Consider the following 14505-nt stretch of genomic DNA (forward strand, 5'->3'; position numbering starts at 1 on the left):
CCTCTTGCCTGACCCCACGTCGCCGGGTTCACTGTCATCCAAACAATCGTTTGGGAGAACGTCATGGCCTTGAAGACCCGGTTCACGGAACTGGTGGGGATCGAGCACCCCATCGTGCAGGGTGGGATGCAATGGGTCGGCCGCGCCGAGCTGGTGGCTGCGGTCGCCAATGCCGGCGGCCTGGGCTTCATCACCGCCCTGACCCAGCCCACTCCCGACGCCCTGCGGGAAGAGATCGCCCGCTGCCGGGCGCTCACCGACAAGCCGTTCGGGGTCAACCTGACCATCCTGCCGTCGATCAACCCGCCGCCCTATGCGGAATTCCGCCAGGCGATCATCGATTCCGGCGTCAAGATCGTCGAGACCGCTGGCAACAAGCCGCAGGAACATGTCGACGAGTTCAAGAAGCACGGCATCATCGTGGTGCATAAGTGCACGTCGGTCCGCCACGGCCTGTCGGCCGAGCGCATGGGCGTCGACGCCATCTCCATCGACGGCTTCGAATGCGCCGGTCACCCGGGCGAGGACGACGTCCCCGGCCTGATCCTGATCCCGGCCGCCGCCGACAAGATCAAGATTCCGATGATCGCGTCCGGCGGCTTCGGCGACGCCCGCGGCCTGGTCGCGGCCCTGGCCCTGGGCGCCGAGGGCGTCAACATGGGCACCCGCTTCATGTGCACCAAGGAAAGCCCGATCCACGAGGCGATCAAGCAGCAGATCGTCGCCAATGACGAGCGCGCCACTGACCTGATCTTCCGCACCATGCACAACACCAGCCGGGTGGCCCGCAACGCGGTCAGCCAGCAGGTCGTGGCGCTGGAGAAGCAGGGCGCCAAGTTCGAGGACGTCCGCGAACTGGTGGCCGGCTCGCGCGGCCGCAACGTCTATGAAGTCGGCGACAACGACGCCGGCATCTGGTCGGCCGGCCAGGTCCAGGGCCTGATCCACGACATCCCGTCCTGCGCCGAACTGATCAGCCGCATGGTCGCCGAGGCCGAAGCCCTCATCACCGGCCGCATGGCCCGCATGGTGACCCGGTCGACGGTCAACGCTTAAGACTTAGCGGGACCCCTTCCCTCGTGATCGGGGGAAGGGGATCGCGCGCCGGGGCCTAGTCGGCCGCCGCGAAGTGCGCCATCTGGTCGGCGTGGGCCTTGATGAAGGCCGGGCGGGCCGTGGCGCGGGCGACATAGGCGCGACAGGCGGGAAACGCCGCCAGCCCGTCGAACCGGTCCACCAGCCGCAGCACGTCGGCCATCAGGATGTCGGCGGCCGAGAAGGTTCCGGCCAGCCAGTCCCGGCCCGCCAGCACCGCCTCCATGTGGCCCAGCCGGGCCTTCAGGAATCCGTCCATCAACGCCCAGGCCGGGGTGTCGCCGGTCTGGCCGGAGAACTGGAAGATGGTCCAGGGCAGGCTCGCCATCTCGACGGAATTGAGCGCCGCGAACACCCACTCCACCACCTCGGCGCGGCCCCGCGAATCCGCCGGCATGAGCACCGCGCTGCGCTCCGCCAGATGCAGCAGGATCGCGCCGCTCTCGAAGATCGACAGGTCGCCGTCGGTCAGCCAGGGCGCCTGGCCAAAGGGCTGGTGTGCGAAATGCGCGGCGCCGCGATCACGGAAGGGGGTGCTCTCGACCCGATAGGCCAGGCCGGCCTCCTCCAGCGCCCAGCGCACCCTCAGGTCGCGCACATAGCCGCGCGGCAGGTCCGGCGCCCAGTCGAAGGTGGTGAGCACGAGGTTGGTCATTCGGCGTCTCCCGCTTTGGGCGTTTCCTCTACCAAGAACGCCTGAGCCAGGCTCGATCCGACAGCGTGGCCGTGGCCGCGATCAGGCCAGCCCCTTCAGCGCCGCGCCCAACTCGTCCACCGCCTCGGGCGTCGTCGCCCAGGAGCACATGAACCGCACCGAGCCGTCGATGAAGCGATAGACGAACCAGCCCGCCGCGTGCAGCCGCTGCAAGGTCGGCTCGTCCATCTCCACGAACACCGCATTGGCCTCGACCGCGTGGGTCACCTTGAAAGGCGACAGCGCCGCCAGCCGTTTCGCCATCGCATTGGCGTGGGCGGCGTGGCGCAGGATCGCGCCCTCCTTCAGCATGCCGATGAAGGGCGCGGCGTAGAACCGGCCCTTGGAGGGCAGCTGACCCGACTGCTTCAGCCGCGCGTCGAACCGGCGGACCAGGGACTTGTCCAACAGCACGATGGCCTCGGTCGGGCTCATGCCCGATTTGGTCCCGCCGAACACCAGGATGTCGACGCCCAGCCCCTTGACGGCCTTGAGGTCGAAACCCGCCGCCGCCGCATTGGCGAGCCGGGCGCCGTCCAGATGCACCCGATAGCCCTTGGCCTTCACGGGACCGGTCAGGGCCGCGATCTGGTCAACGGTGTAGACGCAGCCATATTCGGTGGCGTTGGTGATCGACAGCGCCGCCGGCGCCTGCCAGTGCGCCTGGTCCGGGGCCGCCAGGGGGTCAACCAGACTGGCCGGGTCGATACGGCCGGAGAGGCCGGGCAGGGGGATCATCCCCAGGCCATGGCCGAAGAATCCGGGGGCGCCGGTCTCATCAGTGGCGATGTGCGAATGTTCGTGGGTCAGCACCGCCTCGAACGGCTGGACCAGGGTGGCCAGAGCGATGGAATTGGCCGCCGTGCCGGAGGCCACGAACCGCACCTCGGCGTCGGCGTCGAGGGTCGCTCGGATCAGGTCGGCGGCCTCGCGGCTCACCGTGTCCGAGCCATAGCCGGAGGTGAAGCCGCTATTGGCCGAGATCAGCGCGTCGAGCGCTTCCGGCGTGGCGGGGGCGGTGTTGTCGGACGCGAAATCATATCTGGCCATGCTCCGTCTTTAGAGCCAGCGCCGGGAATGTGGAGTCCGGTTTCGCGCTTAGCGGCCTACTTGAACCCTCTCCCCGTTCACGGGGAGAGGGCAGGGTGAGGGGCGCGCCGCGAAGCGGTGCGTCTTTCGGAGACGCAAGTGCGGTGGCGGTTCAGAAAGGACCCCTCACCCAACCCTCTCCCCACGATGTGGGGCGAGGGCTAGAGTCCCCTCAGGTCGTCTTCGCCCAGGCCCGCACCTCGTCGACGAACAGGTCCGGCTCCTCCATGGCCGCGAAGTGGCCGCCGCGCGGCATCTCGCTCCAGCGGGTGATGTTGTAGGCCCGGTCGGCCCAGCTGCGCGGCGGGGCGGTGTAGAGCGGCTCGCCGGGGAAGTTGGCGAAGGCGGTGGGGGTCTCGCAGCGCGCGCCCTCGGCCATGGCGACCCCGCCCTCCTCGATCAGGCCGCGATAGTACCAGGCGCCGGTCGTGAAGCTGTCGGTCATCACATAGATCATGATGTTGGTCAGCAGCCGGTCCTTGGGGTGGGCCTGGTCCAGGGTCTTGACCCGCAGGTCCGACCAGTCGTGGAACCGTTCGGCGATCCAGGCCGCCTGGCCCACCGGATTGCCCGCCGCCATCCAGCCGATCGACTGCGGCTTGGAGACCTGCAGCCGGAAATAGGCGCCCATCATGTCCATCATCGCCCCCTGGCGCGTGAGCCAGGCGATCTCCTCCGGGCTGGTCGGTCCGCCGGCCGGGCGGAAGCCGATCATGTTCAGGTGGATGGCGCGCACATGCTGGCCGTGGTCATGGCCCAGCCAGGAGGTCACCAACCCGCCCCAGTCGCCGCCCTGGGCGATATAGCTGGGATAGCCCAGCACCTCGGTCATCAGGGTGTTGAACAGCCGCGCGGTCAGGCGCTGGCCGACCGGGGCCTTGGGCTTGGAAGAAAATCCGAAGCCGGGCAGGGACGGGATCACCACATCGACGGCGTCCTCCGCTTGGCCCCCGAACCGCGAGGGGAAGGCCAGCTTCTCGACCGCGCCCCAGAACTCGTAGTGCGAGCCGGGCCAGCCATGGGTCAGGATCAACGGCCGCTTGCCGCCGGCCTCGCCGACCACGTGCACATAGTGGATGTCGAAATCCTCGACCCGGGCGGTGAACTGCGGGAAGCGGTTCAGATCGGCCACCGCCGCTCGCCAGTCGTAGTTGTCGGTCCAGTGGGCGCAGAGCCCCTTCAGCCAGTCGCCGTCGCAGCCATAGGCCCAGCCGTCCGCCGCCTGCGGCTGCACGGGCCAGGGATAGGCGCGCACCTGGTCCAGCACCTGCTGCACCCGGGCCTCGTCCCAGCGGACCTCGAAGGGTTGGATGGTGCTCATGGTCGCCTCCCGACTGATTGGGCGGCAGTTGGGGGCCTTGCCGCAGGGGGCGTCAAGCACCGCTGATCGGCCCGTCTGGCGAAATAGCGCTCGCGCTCCGACCTGTCCCCAATGCTAGTCTGAACAGAGATCAGATAGGGCCGGGGCGGATTCGCCCACGCGCCCCGCGTGGGGACCAAGCCGAGATGAGCAAGCCAGCCAAGAACCTGAACCGCGCCGCCGTGCTCGGCCTGGGCGCCGCCGTGGTCCTGGCCATCGCGCCGGCCCTATCGGTCCAGGCCGCGCCCGGCAAGATCACCGCCAAGGCCATCCCCTGCGCCGGCGACAATGGCGGCCTGACCCTGTCGCCCGGCTTCTGCGCCAAGGTCTTCGCCGACAATCTGGGCCATATCCGCCACCTGACCGTGGCCCCTGACGGGGTGGTCTACGCCAACACCTGGAGCGGCGGCTACTATCCGGGCGGCAAGCCCCCGGCCGACGGCTTCCTGGTGGCGCTGAAGGACAGCGACGGCGACGGCGCGGCCGACCAGACCGCCCGCTTTGGCGAGACCCCGGCCCAGGGCGCGGCCGGCGGCACCGGCGTGGCGATCTACCAGAACCACCTCTATGCCGAGGTGAACGACCGCATCGTCCGCTATGCGCTCGCCCCCGGCGCCCTGGTCCCGACCGGCCCGGCCGAGGTGGTGGTCTCCGGCCTGCCCCTGAAGGGCAACCACCCGATGCATCCCATAGTGATCGACGCCAAGGGCGGCCTGTTCATCGATCTCGGCTCGGCGACCAACAGCTGCCAGTCCAAGGACCGCATGACCGGCGTGCCCGGCATCGACCCTTGCGTCGAACTGGAGACCCGCGCCGGCATCTGGCGCTATGACGCCAACCGCCTGGGCCAGACCTTCTCGCCGGCCGAGCGCTACGCCACCGGCCTGCGCAATGGCGAGGGGCTCAGCCTCGACGCCGCCGGCCGCTTGTTCGCCACCCAGCACGGCCGCGACCAGCTGCCCTCCAGCTGGCCCAAGCTCTATCCAGACCTCGCCGCCGCCACTGAGCTGCCGGCCGAGGAGCTGGTCCAGCTGCGCCAGGGCGGCGACTATGGTTGGCCCTATTGCTACTATGACGGCGTCCAGAAGAAGCTGGTCCTGGCTCCCGAATATGGCGGTGACGGCGGCAAGGCGGTCGGCCGCTGCGCCGACAAGCTGGCCCCGGTCGCGGCCTTCCCGGCCCACTGGGCGCCCAATGCGCTCGCCATCTACACCGCCAAGGCTTTCCCGGCCCCCTATCAGGGCGGCGCCTTCATCGCCTTCCACGGCTCCTGGAACCGCGCGCCCGCGCCCCAGGACGGCTATAATGTGGTGTTCCAGCCGCTCAAGGACGGAAAGGCCTCCGGCGCCTTCGTGGTCTTCGCCGACGGTTTCGTGGGCGCCAAGAAGGATCCGGGCAAGGCCGCCTATCGACCCATGGGCTTGGCCGTCGCCCCCGACGGTGCGCTCTATATCTCCGACGACGTAAAGGGCCGCATCTGGCGGGTCACCTGGAACGGCGGCGCGGCCCCGGCCAAGATCGCCGCCGCCCCGGCCCCGGTCATGGCCCCGCCGCCGGCGCCGACCGCTGCGGCCGAGGTTCCGAAGGTCTATCCGCTGCCCCCGGGCGCCACCACAGACCAGCTCGCGCTCGGCGGCCGCATCTATCACGGCGAGGCGGCGGGGGGGACCTGCGCCGGCTGCCATGGCGCCGACGGCAAGGGCGGCCCGCTGGGCCCCGATCTCACCGCCGGGACCTGGATGTGGAGCGACGGCTCGCTCGCGGGTCTGACCACCACCATCGGCCAGGGCGTCAGCCAGCCCAAGAAGTACCGCAACCCGATGCCGGCCATGGGCGGCGCGACCCTCAGCCCCGATGAGCTCAAGGCGTTGTCGGTCTATGTCTGGTCGCTCGGCCACGGGGGCGGGAAGTAGGCCGCGCCAACTGGACGGCTCGCTGCGCCGGAATTGGACCTGTCCGGCCGCCGGCGGCGGGGCGAGTATGTGCGTCATGTACACGCCCGCCGCCTTCCGCCTCGACGACCTGGCCGAGATTTGCGCCCTGGTCCGCGCCGCTCCGCTCGCCACCCTGGTGACCGCGACGGCGGATGGGCTGATGGCCACGCCCCTGCCGCTGATCCTGGACGAGACCGAGGGCCCGCACGGGGTGCTGCATGGTCACCTGGCTCGCGCCAACCCGCAGGCCAGCGCTCAGGCCTTGGGCGAGGCCCTGGCGATCTTCACGGGCGCCGACGCCTACATCACGCCGGCCTGGTACGCAGCCAAGGCCGAGAGCGGCCAGGTCGTGCCCACCTGGAACTATGAGGCCGTCCACGCTCACGGCCCGATCGAGCTCTATGACGATCCCGACCGCCTGCGCGCCGTCGTCACTCGGCTGACCGATCGCCATGAGGCTGGGCGGCCGCAGCCCTGGGCGGTCACCGACGCGCCGGCGGCCTATATCGACGCCCAGCTGCGCGCCATCATCGGCGTCCGCATCCCGATCACCCGGCTCGAAGCCAAGCGCAAGCTGAGCCAGAACCGCCCAGCCGGCGACCGCCAGCGGGTCGCCGATGGCCTGGGGCAGAGCGAACGAGCCGCCGATCGCGCCGTGGCCCGGGCGATGGGGCAAGAGACCTGACTTATTCCGCCAGGAACGCCTCGGCCGCCGCCATGAAGGCGTCGAGCTGGTCGTGGTGCACCCAGTGGCCAGCGCCTTCGAAGTTCACCAGCCGCGCGTTCCTGAAATGCCTGATCCGCCCGTCCTCGACGGGATCGGAGGCCCAGGATTCCGTGCCCCGCGCCAGCAGCACCGGCGCGGTGATCTGTCCCCACAGGTGGTGCTGGTCGGCATGGGTCAGCCCGCCGACCCCGCCGCCCCAGCGGGCGTGGTTGTCGAACTTCCAGCTATAGGTGCCGTCCTCGTTCTGGTGGGCGCCATGCACGGTCAGATGCCGCGCCTGGGCGGGCGACAGATGCGGGTTCTCCCCCGTCATCCGCTTCACCGCCGCCTCCAGGCTGGCGTAGCGGCGCGGCGACCGGCCGGAATTGTCCCGACGGTCGGCGACCCAGGTGCGCAGCCGCTCGTCCACGCTGCGCTTGGCCTGCTCGGCCATCACCTTGGGCGACGGGCCTAGGCCTTCGATAGCGATGATCTTGGACACCTGGTCGGGAAAGGCGCCGCAATAGTTCAGCGCGATCCCCGCACCCAGGGAATGGGCCATGATCGTCACCGGCGCCACGCCGGTCTGATGGATGATCTGGGCCAGGTCGTAGATATAGGCCCCCATGTCATAGCCGCCGCCGATCGCCCAGCCGCTGTCCCCATGGCCGCGCAGATCCGGTGCGATCACATGATAGCGGTCGCGCAGCCGGGTCGCGACCCAGTCCCAGTTGCGGCAATGGTCGCGCCCGCCGTGCACCAGCAAGAGGGGCGGGGCCTCGGCATTGCCCCAGTCGACATAGTGCAGCCGCAGCCGCTGCGAGAAATAGAAGTGGGACGTCGGGCCTTCCATGGGTCTCTCCGGGCGGCGAGGCGCGACCCATAGCACCCGATCCGGCCCGGCGCCCATCGCGCACGCGGCCTGTCGCCGCCTAGAGGTTATAGCCGCCGGTCGCCTCGAGCCTCTGGCCGGTCAGCCAGCGGGCCTCGTCGCTGCAGAGGAGGGCCACGAGCCCGCCGATATCGTGCGGCTCGGCCAGCCGGCCCATGGCCGTGCCGGCGACCACCATGGCCTGCAGCCCCGGATTGCTGCGGATCGCCCCGCCGGCGAAGTCGGTGGCGACCCCGCCGGGCGCAAGCGTGTTCGACCGGATGCCGCGCGGGCCATATTCCTTGGCCACATAGCGCGAGAACACCTCGATGGCCCCCTTGCAGGACGCATAGAGCCCATAGCCCGGCACATTGTAGCGATCGGCCGCAGCGGTCACGAACACCACTCCGCCGCCATCGTTCATCATCCGCAGCGCCTTCTGGGTCAGGAACAGCACGCCCTTGAAGTGCACGCTTGCGAACAGGTCGAAGTCCGCCTCGGTCAGTTGGTCGATCGGAATGGACCGCCCCACTCCGGCGTTGTTGACCAGGAAGTCGATGCGCCCGGCCCCGCCGAAATCGTCGCGCAGCACATCCCCGACCTGACCCACAAAGCCGTCGATCCCCGCGACATCGGTCAGGTCGAACCGCAGCGCCGCCGCACGCCGCCGCATCCCCCGGATCTCGGCCGCCACCGCCTCGGCCTCATCGGCGTTGGAATTGTAGGTCAGCACCACATCCATGCCGCGCGCCGCCAAGGACAGCGCCATGTCCTTGCCCAGCCCCCGATTGCCCCCGGTGACCAGGGCGACCTTTGTCTTGGTGTCAGACGTCATGCCGTTCTCCGGCCCAGACCGTCCCGGGCGCTTGCCGGCCAAACTAGGTGGCCCCCGGCTGTGCGACTAGACGCTCAAAGCCGAACAGACTGTGCGGCGGGCTGGATGATCGGCGGGCCCAAACCTCTACACCCTCGCGGCCTTGGGCTGGCCTGGGCGCGCCCGCCGGGCTAATTCCCCTCCCATGGCAAAAACCAAGCGAAGCCCAGAATTCGAGATCGCGGTCGGCGGGGAGCCCTATGTCTGGCGGCTCCAACGCCAGCCCCAGCGGTCCAGTGACACCGGCGAGTGGTGCGGCATGGCGATCGCCGTGCGGCACAAGGAAGGGCAGCGCGAAGCCGTGGTGGAGTTTCCACCTGCCCCCCGGCCGAGATTCGGCGCCCCGCTGCTGCAGCCCTCGCAGATCGCGACCGACCTGGTGGCCAACGCCATAACCTCGGCGATCCAGGCCGGATGGGAGCCGATGTCCCGCGGCAAGACCGTTCCCATCGTCGTCGATGCGAACGGCGGCTGAGGCGGGGCGGCGGGCGGGGGCGTCATAAGCCGCCGATCGAACCCGGGTGCGTGTCACACCAATCCGATCTGCACCTTGCGCCCCAGCACGGCGGCGGCGCGCTGCAGGGTCTCCAGGGTCACATTGCCGTCGGCGGGATCGAGCACCCGGGCCACTTGGGTGCGGCTGGTGCGCATCATCACCGCCAACTGCCGCTGGCTGATCTTCTGATCCTTCATGGTCTGGCCCAGCTGCCAGGCGATCACTTCCTTGATCGCGCGCGCCTGGAATTCCTCCAGCACGCCTTCCTCCTTGAGGAGGTCATCGATCCCGGAGCCCAGATGTCTATTGGCCATGTTCGAGCGCCTCTAGGTTGAAGGCCACTGGACTATCTCCCCTTGGCGAGGCCGCTAAAACGTGAACAAATGAGAAACGTAGAGCCATAGTGTTCGATTAACTATGCGCGTGAGACTCTCTCGCTGGTTGCGGAGTGAGAATATGGCCGAGAGCAGCATCGAATGGACTGACGCGACTTGGAATCCCGTAGCGGGCTGCACAGTCCTCAGCGCCGGTTGCACGAACTGTTATGCGATGCGGATGGCGGCCCGGCTTGAGGCCATGGGAGCGCCGAAATATCGCGGCCTAACACGCAAGAGTGGTGATCGCTATGTTTGGACGGGTCAAATTTCGCTCGATGAGGCCGCGCTCGCCGTGCCGATCAGTTGGCGGAAGCCGAGATTGATCTTTGTCAACTCCATGTCCGACCTGTTTCAGGAGGCGGTGCCGCTGGAGTTCATTGAGCGTGTCTGGGAGACGATGGCTGCCACGCCCAGACACACATATCAAATCCTCACAAAGCGACCGGATCGGATGGCGGCATTGTCCGCCCACCTACCGCTGCTGCCCAACGTTTGGCTGGGAACTAGTGTCGAAAACAGTGCTGTACTCGACCGTCTAGATCATCTTCGCGCCACCAGAGCAGTGGTGCGCTTCGTGTCATTTGAGCCCCTAATAGGGTCCGTCGCGAGCGCCAATCTCACAGGAGTTCACTGGGCAATTGTTGGGGGAGAGTCTGGCCCGCGAGCCCGATCACTCGAACAAGACTGGGTTGATGAGATCTACGAACTTTGCAGTGACTCTGGAGCGGCCTTTTTCTTCAAGCAATGGGGCGGGCGAAATAAGAAGGCTGCCGGACGGACTTATCGAGATCGTACTTGGGATGAGCTGCCGGTGGTGGGGGTCTAATGAATCCGTTCTGGAGAGGGCAGCTATGCCTGGTCGCGACCTAGATGGTCGGGGTGGTGAAGCTCAAGCGGGTGGAGGCTGCTTCTGGGCAGAGCGAAATGTTTGATTCGCTGGCTGATTTGGCCCCGGATGATACGGAGGAATATCTGGCCGCCGAACTGGAGCGCGCCAAATTAGCGTTGGTCGAGGCTACGCCCCTATCGCCGGCCACCACGACATTCGGAGTACTCTGGCCGAGGGTTTTGGGTCGGTACGTAGTCCGCAAAACCCAACTCAATCAGATCGCATCTGAATTGAAGAGCGCCGGGGTCGTGGAGTTTCTCGATTGGGGGCCGAAGAAGCGTGTGCCCGACGATAGCTACCGGATGACCAGGCGTCGCTAGACCCTACGCCCCCGGCCTCAGCCCCCGCGCGATCGCCCCGTTCATGTGCCGCAGCAGGCTCCGCGCTGAGCCGGCCGGCAGTTTCCCCGCCAGCTCCAGCCCGACTGCCCCGTGGGCGGCGGCCCACATCATCTGGCCGATCTCGTCGGGGTCGCCGGTGATGACGCCGTCGGCGACCAGGGCCTTGACGTAGTCGGTCTGGCTGCCCCGGGCGCGGTGGCCGGCGGCGACCAGGTCGGGGTATTTTTCCTCGTGCGGCTGGTTCAGGTCGAACATCAGCTTGTAGGTGTGGGGGTGCTCGAAGGCGAAGGTGACATAGGCCTCGCCCACCGCCGCGCCCCGGGTTCGCGCATCGGTCGCCGAGGCGTAGGCGTCTTCCAAAGCCTGGGCGAAGCGGTTGAAGCCGGAGGCGCGCACGGCCGCCAGAATGTCTTCCTTGTCGGCGAAATAGCGGTAGGGGGTCATGGGGCTGACCCCCAGTTCCTGGGCCAGCTGGCGCATGGTCACCGCGTCGGGACCGCGCTCGGCGAACAGGCGCTCGGCCGCCTCGCACAGCCGCTCGCGGAAGTCGGCGACATCGGTTTCGGATAAGACGCGGGGCATGCCCAACCTTCGAAAAAATACAACTTGCGCAGAGCTACATCTTACGTAATAAATTTACAACGTAAGAAATTCATGGGGACGGTGACGGATGGACGCGTGGGACCTGTTGATCGATCGCAAGGACCTGCGGGTGACGCAGATGCGCCCGGCGCCCGTTCCCCAGGCGGCCGACCTCGCCGAGGGCCAGGCGCTGCTCGCCGTCGAGAGCTTCGCCCTGACCGCCAACAACATCACCTATGGCGCCATGGGCGACGCCTTCGGCTACTGGAAGTTCTTCCCGGCGCCTGACGGCTGGGGCCGGATCCCGGTCTGGGGCTTCGCGACGGTGGTTGCGTCGCGCGCCGAGGGCGTGGCCGAGGGGCTGCGGCTGTTCGGCTATCTGCCGATGTCGAGCCATGTGGTCATGCAGCTGACGCCCTCCCGCGACGGCTATGTGGATCGCAGCCCGCACCGGGCCGAGCTGCCGCCGACCTATAACGCCTATAACGCCGCTCCGCCGGCCGCCGACGACGACTATCGCTCGCTGCTGCGGCCGCTGCTGATGACCTCCTATCTGCTCGACGATTTCCTGTCGGAGGACGCGGGCGTCCGTACGCTCGTGCTCTCCAGCGCGTCGAGCAAGACCGCCATGGGCCTGGCCTGGTTCGCCAAGGCGCGCGGCCTGAAGGTCATCGGCTTGAGCTCGCCCGCCAATGTGGCGCGCCTGTCGGGGCTCGGCCTCTATGACCAGATCCTCCCCTATGGTCAGGCGGGCGACCTCAAGACCGGCCCCGGCGCGGCCTATGTCGATTTCGCCGGCGACCGGGCGACCACGGCCGCCGTGCATGGCGCGCTGGGCGGCGACCTCGCCCGCAGCCTGATCGTCGGCGGCACCCATTGGGAGGCCGAGCGCGGCGCGCCCGCGCCCCTGCCGGGCCCGCAGCCGGTGCTGTTCTTTGCGCCCGACCAGATCCGCAAGCGGGCCGGCGAATGGGGCATGGCCGAGCTCAACGCCCGCTTCTCGAGCGCGCTCGCCGCCTTCGTGGCCGGCTCGCCGTGGCTGAAGCTGATCCGCCACGCCGGGTCGTCGGGCCTCGCCACCGCCTATGCCCAAGTCCTCGAGGGCCGCGCCCTCCCGGACGAAGGTCACATCATCACGCCGGCCTGAGACCGGTCTTCTGAAGGGAGATACGCCATGGATGGCGACGTTCGCATCAATCCCTATCTGGCGGGCAATTTCGCCCCCGTGCGCAGTGAAGACGACTATGAGCTGACGGTCACCGGCGAGATCCCCAAGGGTCTGCGCGGGACCCTCTATCGCACCGGCCCCAACCCGCAGTTCGAGCCGCGCGACGCCAACTACCACTGGTTCACCGGCGACGGCATGATCCACGCCTTCGTGGTCGAGGACGGCAAGGTCACCTATCGCAACCGCTATGTGCGCACGCCGAAGTTCGAGCTGGAGCGCGAGCACGGCCGGTCATTGTTCGCCGGCTTCAATCCCATGGCGTCCGATCCGCTGGCCATGGGCAAGGACGGCGGGGTGGCCAACACCAATATCGTCCATCACGCCGGCCGGCTGCTGGCGCTGGAGGAGGGTCACATGCCCTTCGAGATGGAGCCCAAGACCCTGCGCTCGCTGGGCTATGTCGAGGACTATCGCGGCCGGGTGACCGCCCACCCCAAGGTCGATCCCAAGACCGGCGAAATGGTCTGGTTCGGCTATAGCGTCGGCGAGGTCCCGTTGAACGCGACCCTCAGCTACGGGGTGTCGGACAAGACCGGCAAGGTGGTGCGCCGCTCGGACTTTGAGGCGCCCTATTCGGCCATGCTGCACGACTTCATGGTCACCGAGAACTATGTGCTGTTCCCGGTCATGCCGCTGACCGGCAGCCTGGAACGGGCGATGAAGGGCTTGCCGGCCTATGCCTGGGAGCCGGAGAAGGGGACTTACGTCGGCGTGATGCGTCGCGACGCCGACGTCTCCACCATCCGCTGGTTCAACACCAGCGCCTGTTATGTCTTCCACCCGATGAACGCCTATGAGGCGGACGGCAAGATCATCGCCGACGTGTTCCGCTATGACAGCGCGCCCCTGTTCCCCCTGGCCGACGGCTCGCGCGGGGAGAAGTCGGCGGCCCGCCTGGCGCGCTGGACGTTCGACCTGTCGGGCGCCACCGACGCCATCCACGAAGAGGCCATCGATGACCTCGACGGCGAATTCCCGCGCTTCGACGAACGCCTGGCCGGCGGCGCCTATCGTCACGGCTGGTTCGCCGGCGACACCACCCGCTCAGGCTCGGTGAAGCTGAACGCGATCGCCCACATCGATCTCAAGACCGGCAAGCGCTCGGTCTACGAACTGAACGGCGGCGACCTGACCTCGGAGCCGGTCTTCACCCCGGCCAGCGAAACCGCCTCCGAGGGCGAAGGCTGGCTGACGGCGGTGATCTGGCGCGCGGCGGAGAACCGCTCGGACTTCGTGGTCTTCGACGCCCGACACGTCGAGGCCGGCCCGATCGCGGTGGCCCAGGTCCCGCGCCGGGTGCCCTTCGGGTTCCACGGCAACTGGGTCGCCGGCTAGAGCGCAAAGGCCGCGAGTCATCTAGGCTCGCGGCCATGACCACCAGGGCTCAGAGATCCCGGCTCCAGCGCGCCTGGCGCATGTTGTCCAGCCGGCCACACCTGACGGCCGCGACCTTGGCCGGCCTCGTCGCCTGGATCGGCCTGGCGGCTGCGCCGGACGTCTTCGGCTGGAGCACTCATTCGATCCTGGCCTGGGACGTGGGCGGCGTCTGGTTCATCGTCTCGATGCTGCTGTTCATGCGGGGCAAGTCGGTCGAGGACATGCGCGCCACCGTGGCCCGGCAGGACGAGGGCCAGGGCATGATCCTGGGCATCGTGCTGGCGGCTTCGATCGCCAGTCTCGGCTCGATCGCCGTGGAGCTGGGCCTGGCCAAGGGCGCAACCGGCTGGATGCTGGCGTTCCGGACCAGCCTGGCCATGGCGACGGTGGCCATCTCCTGGTTCGTGGTCCAGCTGATCTTCGCCCTGCACTACGGGCACGAATATTATCGCCGGGGCGGCGGGTCGGGCTGCGACGCGGGCGGCCTGAACTTTCCGGGCGGCGAGGAGCCGGACTACTGGGACCTGGTCCACTTCGCCGTGGTCGTCGGCGTCGCCGCCCAGACCGCCGACGTGGCCTTCACCTCCAAGAC

At 68.2% G+C, this 14505-nt stretch carries 16 protein-coding genes; 9 read left to right on the forward strand and 7 right to left on the reverse strand.

The features are described from left to right. Positions 1 to 63 precede the first annotated feature (63 nt). The gene (locus Q7P21_RS13435) at positions 64 to 1056 is read left to right on the forward strand and encodes a nitronate monooxygenase family protein (RefSeq protein ID WP_304170765.1); all 993 of its coding nucleotides are present in this window, start codon (positions 64 to 66) and stop codon (positions 1054 to 1056) included. 55 nt (positions 1057 to 1111) lie between these two features. Here Q7P21_RS13435 and Q7P21_RS13440 read toward each other — a convergent pair whose 3' ends face one another. The 3 genes from Q7P21_RS13440 to Q7P21_RS13450 form a co-directional block, all read right to left on the reverse strand. Continuing rightward, positions 1112 to 1750, reverse strand: a complete 639-nt coding sequence (locus Q7P21_RS13440; RefSeq protein ID WP_304177459.1) for a glutathione S-transferase family protein — start codon at positions 1748 to 1750, stop codon at positions 1112 to 1114. Positions 1751 to 1831: 81 nt separating this feature from the next. Next, a complete protein-coding gene (locus tag Q7P21_RS13445; RefSeq protein ID WP_304170769.1) occupies positions 1832 to 2839 on the reverse strand; it encodes a low specificity L-threonine aldolase in 1008 nt (335 codons plus the stop codon). A 211-nt stretch (positions 2840 to 3050) separates the two neighbouring features. After that, on the reverse strand, positions 3051 to 4199 hold the full coding sequence (locus tag Q7P21_RS13450) for an epoxide hydrolase family protein (RefSeq protein ID WP_304170770.1): 1149 nt from the start codon (positions 4197 to 4199) through the stop codon (positions 3051 to 3053). A 185-nt stretch (positions 4200 to 4384) separates the two neighbouring features. Between Q7P21_RS13450 and Q7P21_RS13455 the strand changes: the two genes are divergently transcribed. Together Q7P21_RS13455 and Q7P21_RS13460 are read left to right on the forward strand one after the other, a co-directional pair. Further along, the gene (locus tag Q7P21_RS13455; protein WP_304170771.1) at positions 4385 to 6151 is read left to right on the forward strand and encodes a PQQ-dependent sugar dehydrogenase; all 1767 of its coding nucleotides are present in this window, start codon (positions 4385 to 4387) and stop codon (positions 6149 to 6151) included. Between the two features lie 76 nt (positions 6152 to 6227). Continuing rightward, positions 6228 to 6857 carry an FMN-binding negative transcriptional regulator gene (locus tag Q7P21_RS13460; RefSeq protein WP_304170773.1) on the forward strand — a complete coding sequence of 210 codons (630 nt, stop codon included), beginning with the start codon at positions 6228 to 6230 and terminating at the stop codon, positions 6855 to 6857. 1 nt (position 6858) lies between these two features. Here the strand turns inward: Q7P21_RS13460 and Q7P21_RS13465 are convergent, their stop codons facing one another. Further along, positions 6859 to 7731: an alpha/beta fold hydrolase gene (locus Q7P21_RS13465; RefSeq protein WP_304170774.1), complete on the reverse strand. Its 873-nt coding sequence runs from the start codon at positions 7729 to 7731 to the stop codon at positions 6859 to 6861. A 79-nt stretch (positions 7732 to 7810) separates the two neighbouring features. Beyond that, positions 7811 to 8584, reverse strand: a complete 774-nt coding sequence (locus Q7P21_RS13470; protein ID WP_304177461.1) for an SDR family NAD(P)-dependent oxidoreductase — start codon at positions 8582 to 8584, stop codon at positions 7811 to 7813. A gap of 184 nt (positions 8585 to 8768) precedes the next feature. Between Q7P21_RS13470 and Q7P21_RS13475 the strand changes: the two genes are divergently transcribed. Continuing rightward, the gene (locus Q7P21_RS13475; protein ID WP_304177462.1) at positions 8769 to 9098 is read left to right on the forward strand and encodes a hypothetical protein; all 330 of its coding nucleotides are present in this window, start codon (positions 8769 to 8771) and stop codon (positions 9096 to 9098) included. A 53-nt stretch (positions 9099 to 9151) separates the two neighbouring features. Here Q7P21_RS13475 and Q7P21_RS13480 read toward each other — a convergent pair whose 3' ends face one another. Then, on the reverse strand, positions 9152 to 9433 hold the full coding sequence (locus Q7P21_RS13480; protein WP_304177463.1) for a hypothetical protein: 282 nt from the start codon (positions 9431 to 9433) through the stop codon (positions 9152 to 9154). Between the two features lie 142 nt (positions 9434 to 9575). Here Q7P21_RS13480 and Q7P21_RS13485 point away from each other — a divergent pair, with 142 nt between their 5' ends. Then, positions 9576 to 10322 carry a DUF5131 family protein gene (locus Q7P21_RS13485; RefSeq protein WP_304177464.1) on the forward strand — a complete coding sequence of 249 codons (747 nt, stop codon included), beginning with the start codon at positions 9576 to 9578 and terminating at the stop codon, positions 10320 to 10322. 53 nt (positions 10323 to 10375) lie between these two features. Then, entirely contained in the window at positions 10376 to 10705 is a 330-nt protein-coding gene (locus Q7P21_RS13490) for a hypothetical protein (RefSeq protein ID WP_304177466.1), read from the forward strand. 3 nt (positions 10706 to 10708) lie between these two features. Here the strand turns inward: Q7P21_RS13490 and Q7P21_RS13495 are convergent, their stop codons facing one another. After that, a complete protein-coding gene (locus Q7P21_RS13495) occupies positions 10709 to 11308 on the reverse strand; it encodes a TetR/AcrR family transcriptional regulator (RefSeq protein ID WP_304172068.1) in 600 nt (199 codons plus the stop codon). 88 nt (positions 11309 to 11396) lie between these two features. Here Q7P21_RS13495 and Q7P21_RS13500 point away from each other — a divergent pair, with 88 nt between their 5' ends. The 3 genes from Q7P21_RS13500 to Q7P21_RS13510 form a co-directional block, all read left to right on the forward strand. Further along, a complete protein-coding gene (locus Q7P21_RS13500) occupies positions 11397 to 12455 on the forward strand; it encodes a DUF2855 family protein (RefSeq protein ID WP_304177468.1) in 1059 nt (352 codons plus the stop codon). 27 nt (positions 12456 to 12482) lie between these two features. Beyond that, on the forward strand, positions 12483 to 13871 hold the full coding sequence (locus Q7P21_RS13505) for a carotenoid oxygenase family protein (protein ID WP_304172064.1): 1389 nt from the start codon (positions 12483 to 12485) through the stop codon (positions 13869 to 13871). A gap of 35 nt (positions 13872 to 13906) precedes the next feature. Further along, a partial coding sequence (locus tag Q7P21_RS13510; protein ID WP_304177470.1) for a DUF1345 domain-containing protein occupies positions 13907 to 14505 on the forward strand: 599 nt, incomplete at its 3' end.

The sequence above is a fragment of the Phenylobacterium aquaticum genome, assembly GCF_947378715.1.
Lineage (GTDB): Bacteria > Pseudomonadota > Alphaproteobacteria > Caulobacterales > Caulobacteraceae > Phenylobacterium > Phenylobacterium aquaticum_A.

Excerpts from the sequence above, each read along its gene's own strand:
- Q7P21_RS13435 (WP_304170765.1), top strand. The coding sequence starts at position 64 with ATGGCCTTGAAGACCCGGTTCACGGAACTGGTGGGGATCGAGCACCCC.
- Q7P21_RS13440 (WP_304177459.1), bottom strand. The coding sequence starts at position 1,750 with ATGACCAACCTCGTGCTCACCACCTTCGACTGGGCGCCGGACCTGCCG.
- Q7P21_RS13445 (WP_304170769.1), bottom strand. The coding sequence starts at position 2,839 with ATGGCCAGATATGATTTCGCGTCCGACAACACCGCCCCCGCCACGCCG.
- Q7P21_RS13450 (WP_304170770.1), bottom strand. The coding sequence starts at position 4,199 with ATGAGCACCATCCAACCCTTCGAGGTCCGCTGGGACGAGGCCCGGGTG.
- Q7P21_RS13455 (WP_304170771.1), top strand. The coding sequence starts at position 4,385 with ATGAGCAAGCCAGCCAAGAACCTGAACCGCGCCGCCGTGCTCGGCCTG.
- Q7P21_RS13460 (WP_304170773.1), top strand. The coding sequence starts at position 6,228 with ATGTACACGCCCGCCGCCTTCCGCCTCGACGACCTGGCCGAGATTTGC.
- Q7P21_RS13465 (WP_304170774.1), bottom strand. The coding sequence starts at position 7,731 with ATGGAAGGCCCGACGTCCCACTTCTATTTCTCGCAGCGGCTGCGGCTG.
- Q7P21_RS13470 (WP_304177461.1), bottom strand. The coding sequence starts at position 8,584 with ATGACGTCTGACACCAAGACAAAGGTCGCCCTGGTCACCGGGGGCAAT.
- Q7P21_RS13475 (WP_304177462.1), top strand. The coding sequence starts at position 8,769 with ATGGCAAAAACCAAGCGAAGCCCAGAATTCGAGATCGCGGTCGGCGGG.
- Q7P21_RS13480 (WP_304177463.1), bottom strand. The coding sequence starts at position 9,433 with ATGGCCAATAGACATCTGGGCTCCGGGATCGATGACCTCCTCAAGGAG.
- Q7P21_RS13485 (WP_304177464.1), top strand. The coding sequence starts at position 9,576 with ATGGCCGAGAGCAGCATCGAATGGACTGACGCGACTTGGAATCCCGTA.
- Q7P21_RS13495 (WP_304172068.1), bottom strand. The coding sequence starts at position 11,308 with ATGCCCCGCGTCTTATCCGAAACCGATGTCGCCGACTTCCGCGAGCGG.
- Q7P21_RS13500 (WP_304177468.1), top strand. The coding sequence starts at position 11,397 with ATGGACGCGTGGGACCTGTTGATCGATCGCAAGGACCTGCGGGTGACG.
- Q7P21_RS13505 (WP_304172064.1), top strand. The coding sequence starts at position 12,483 with ATGGATGGCGACGTTCGCATCAATCCCTATCTGGCGGGCAATTTCGCC.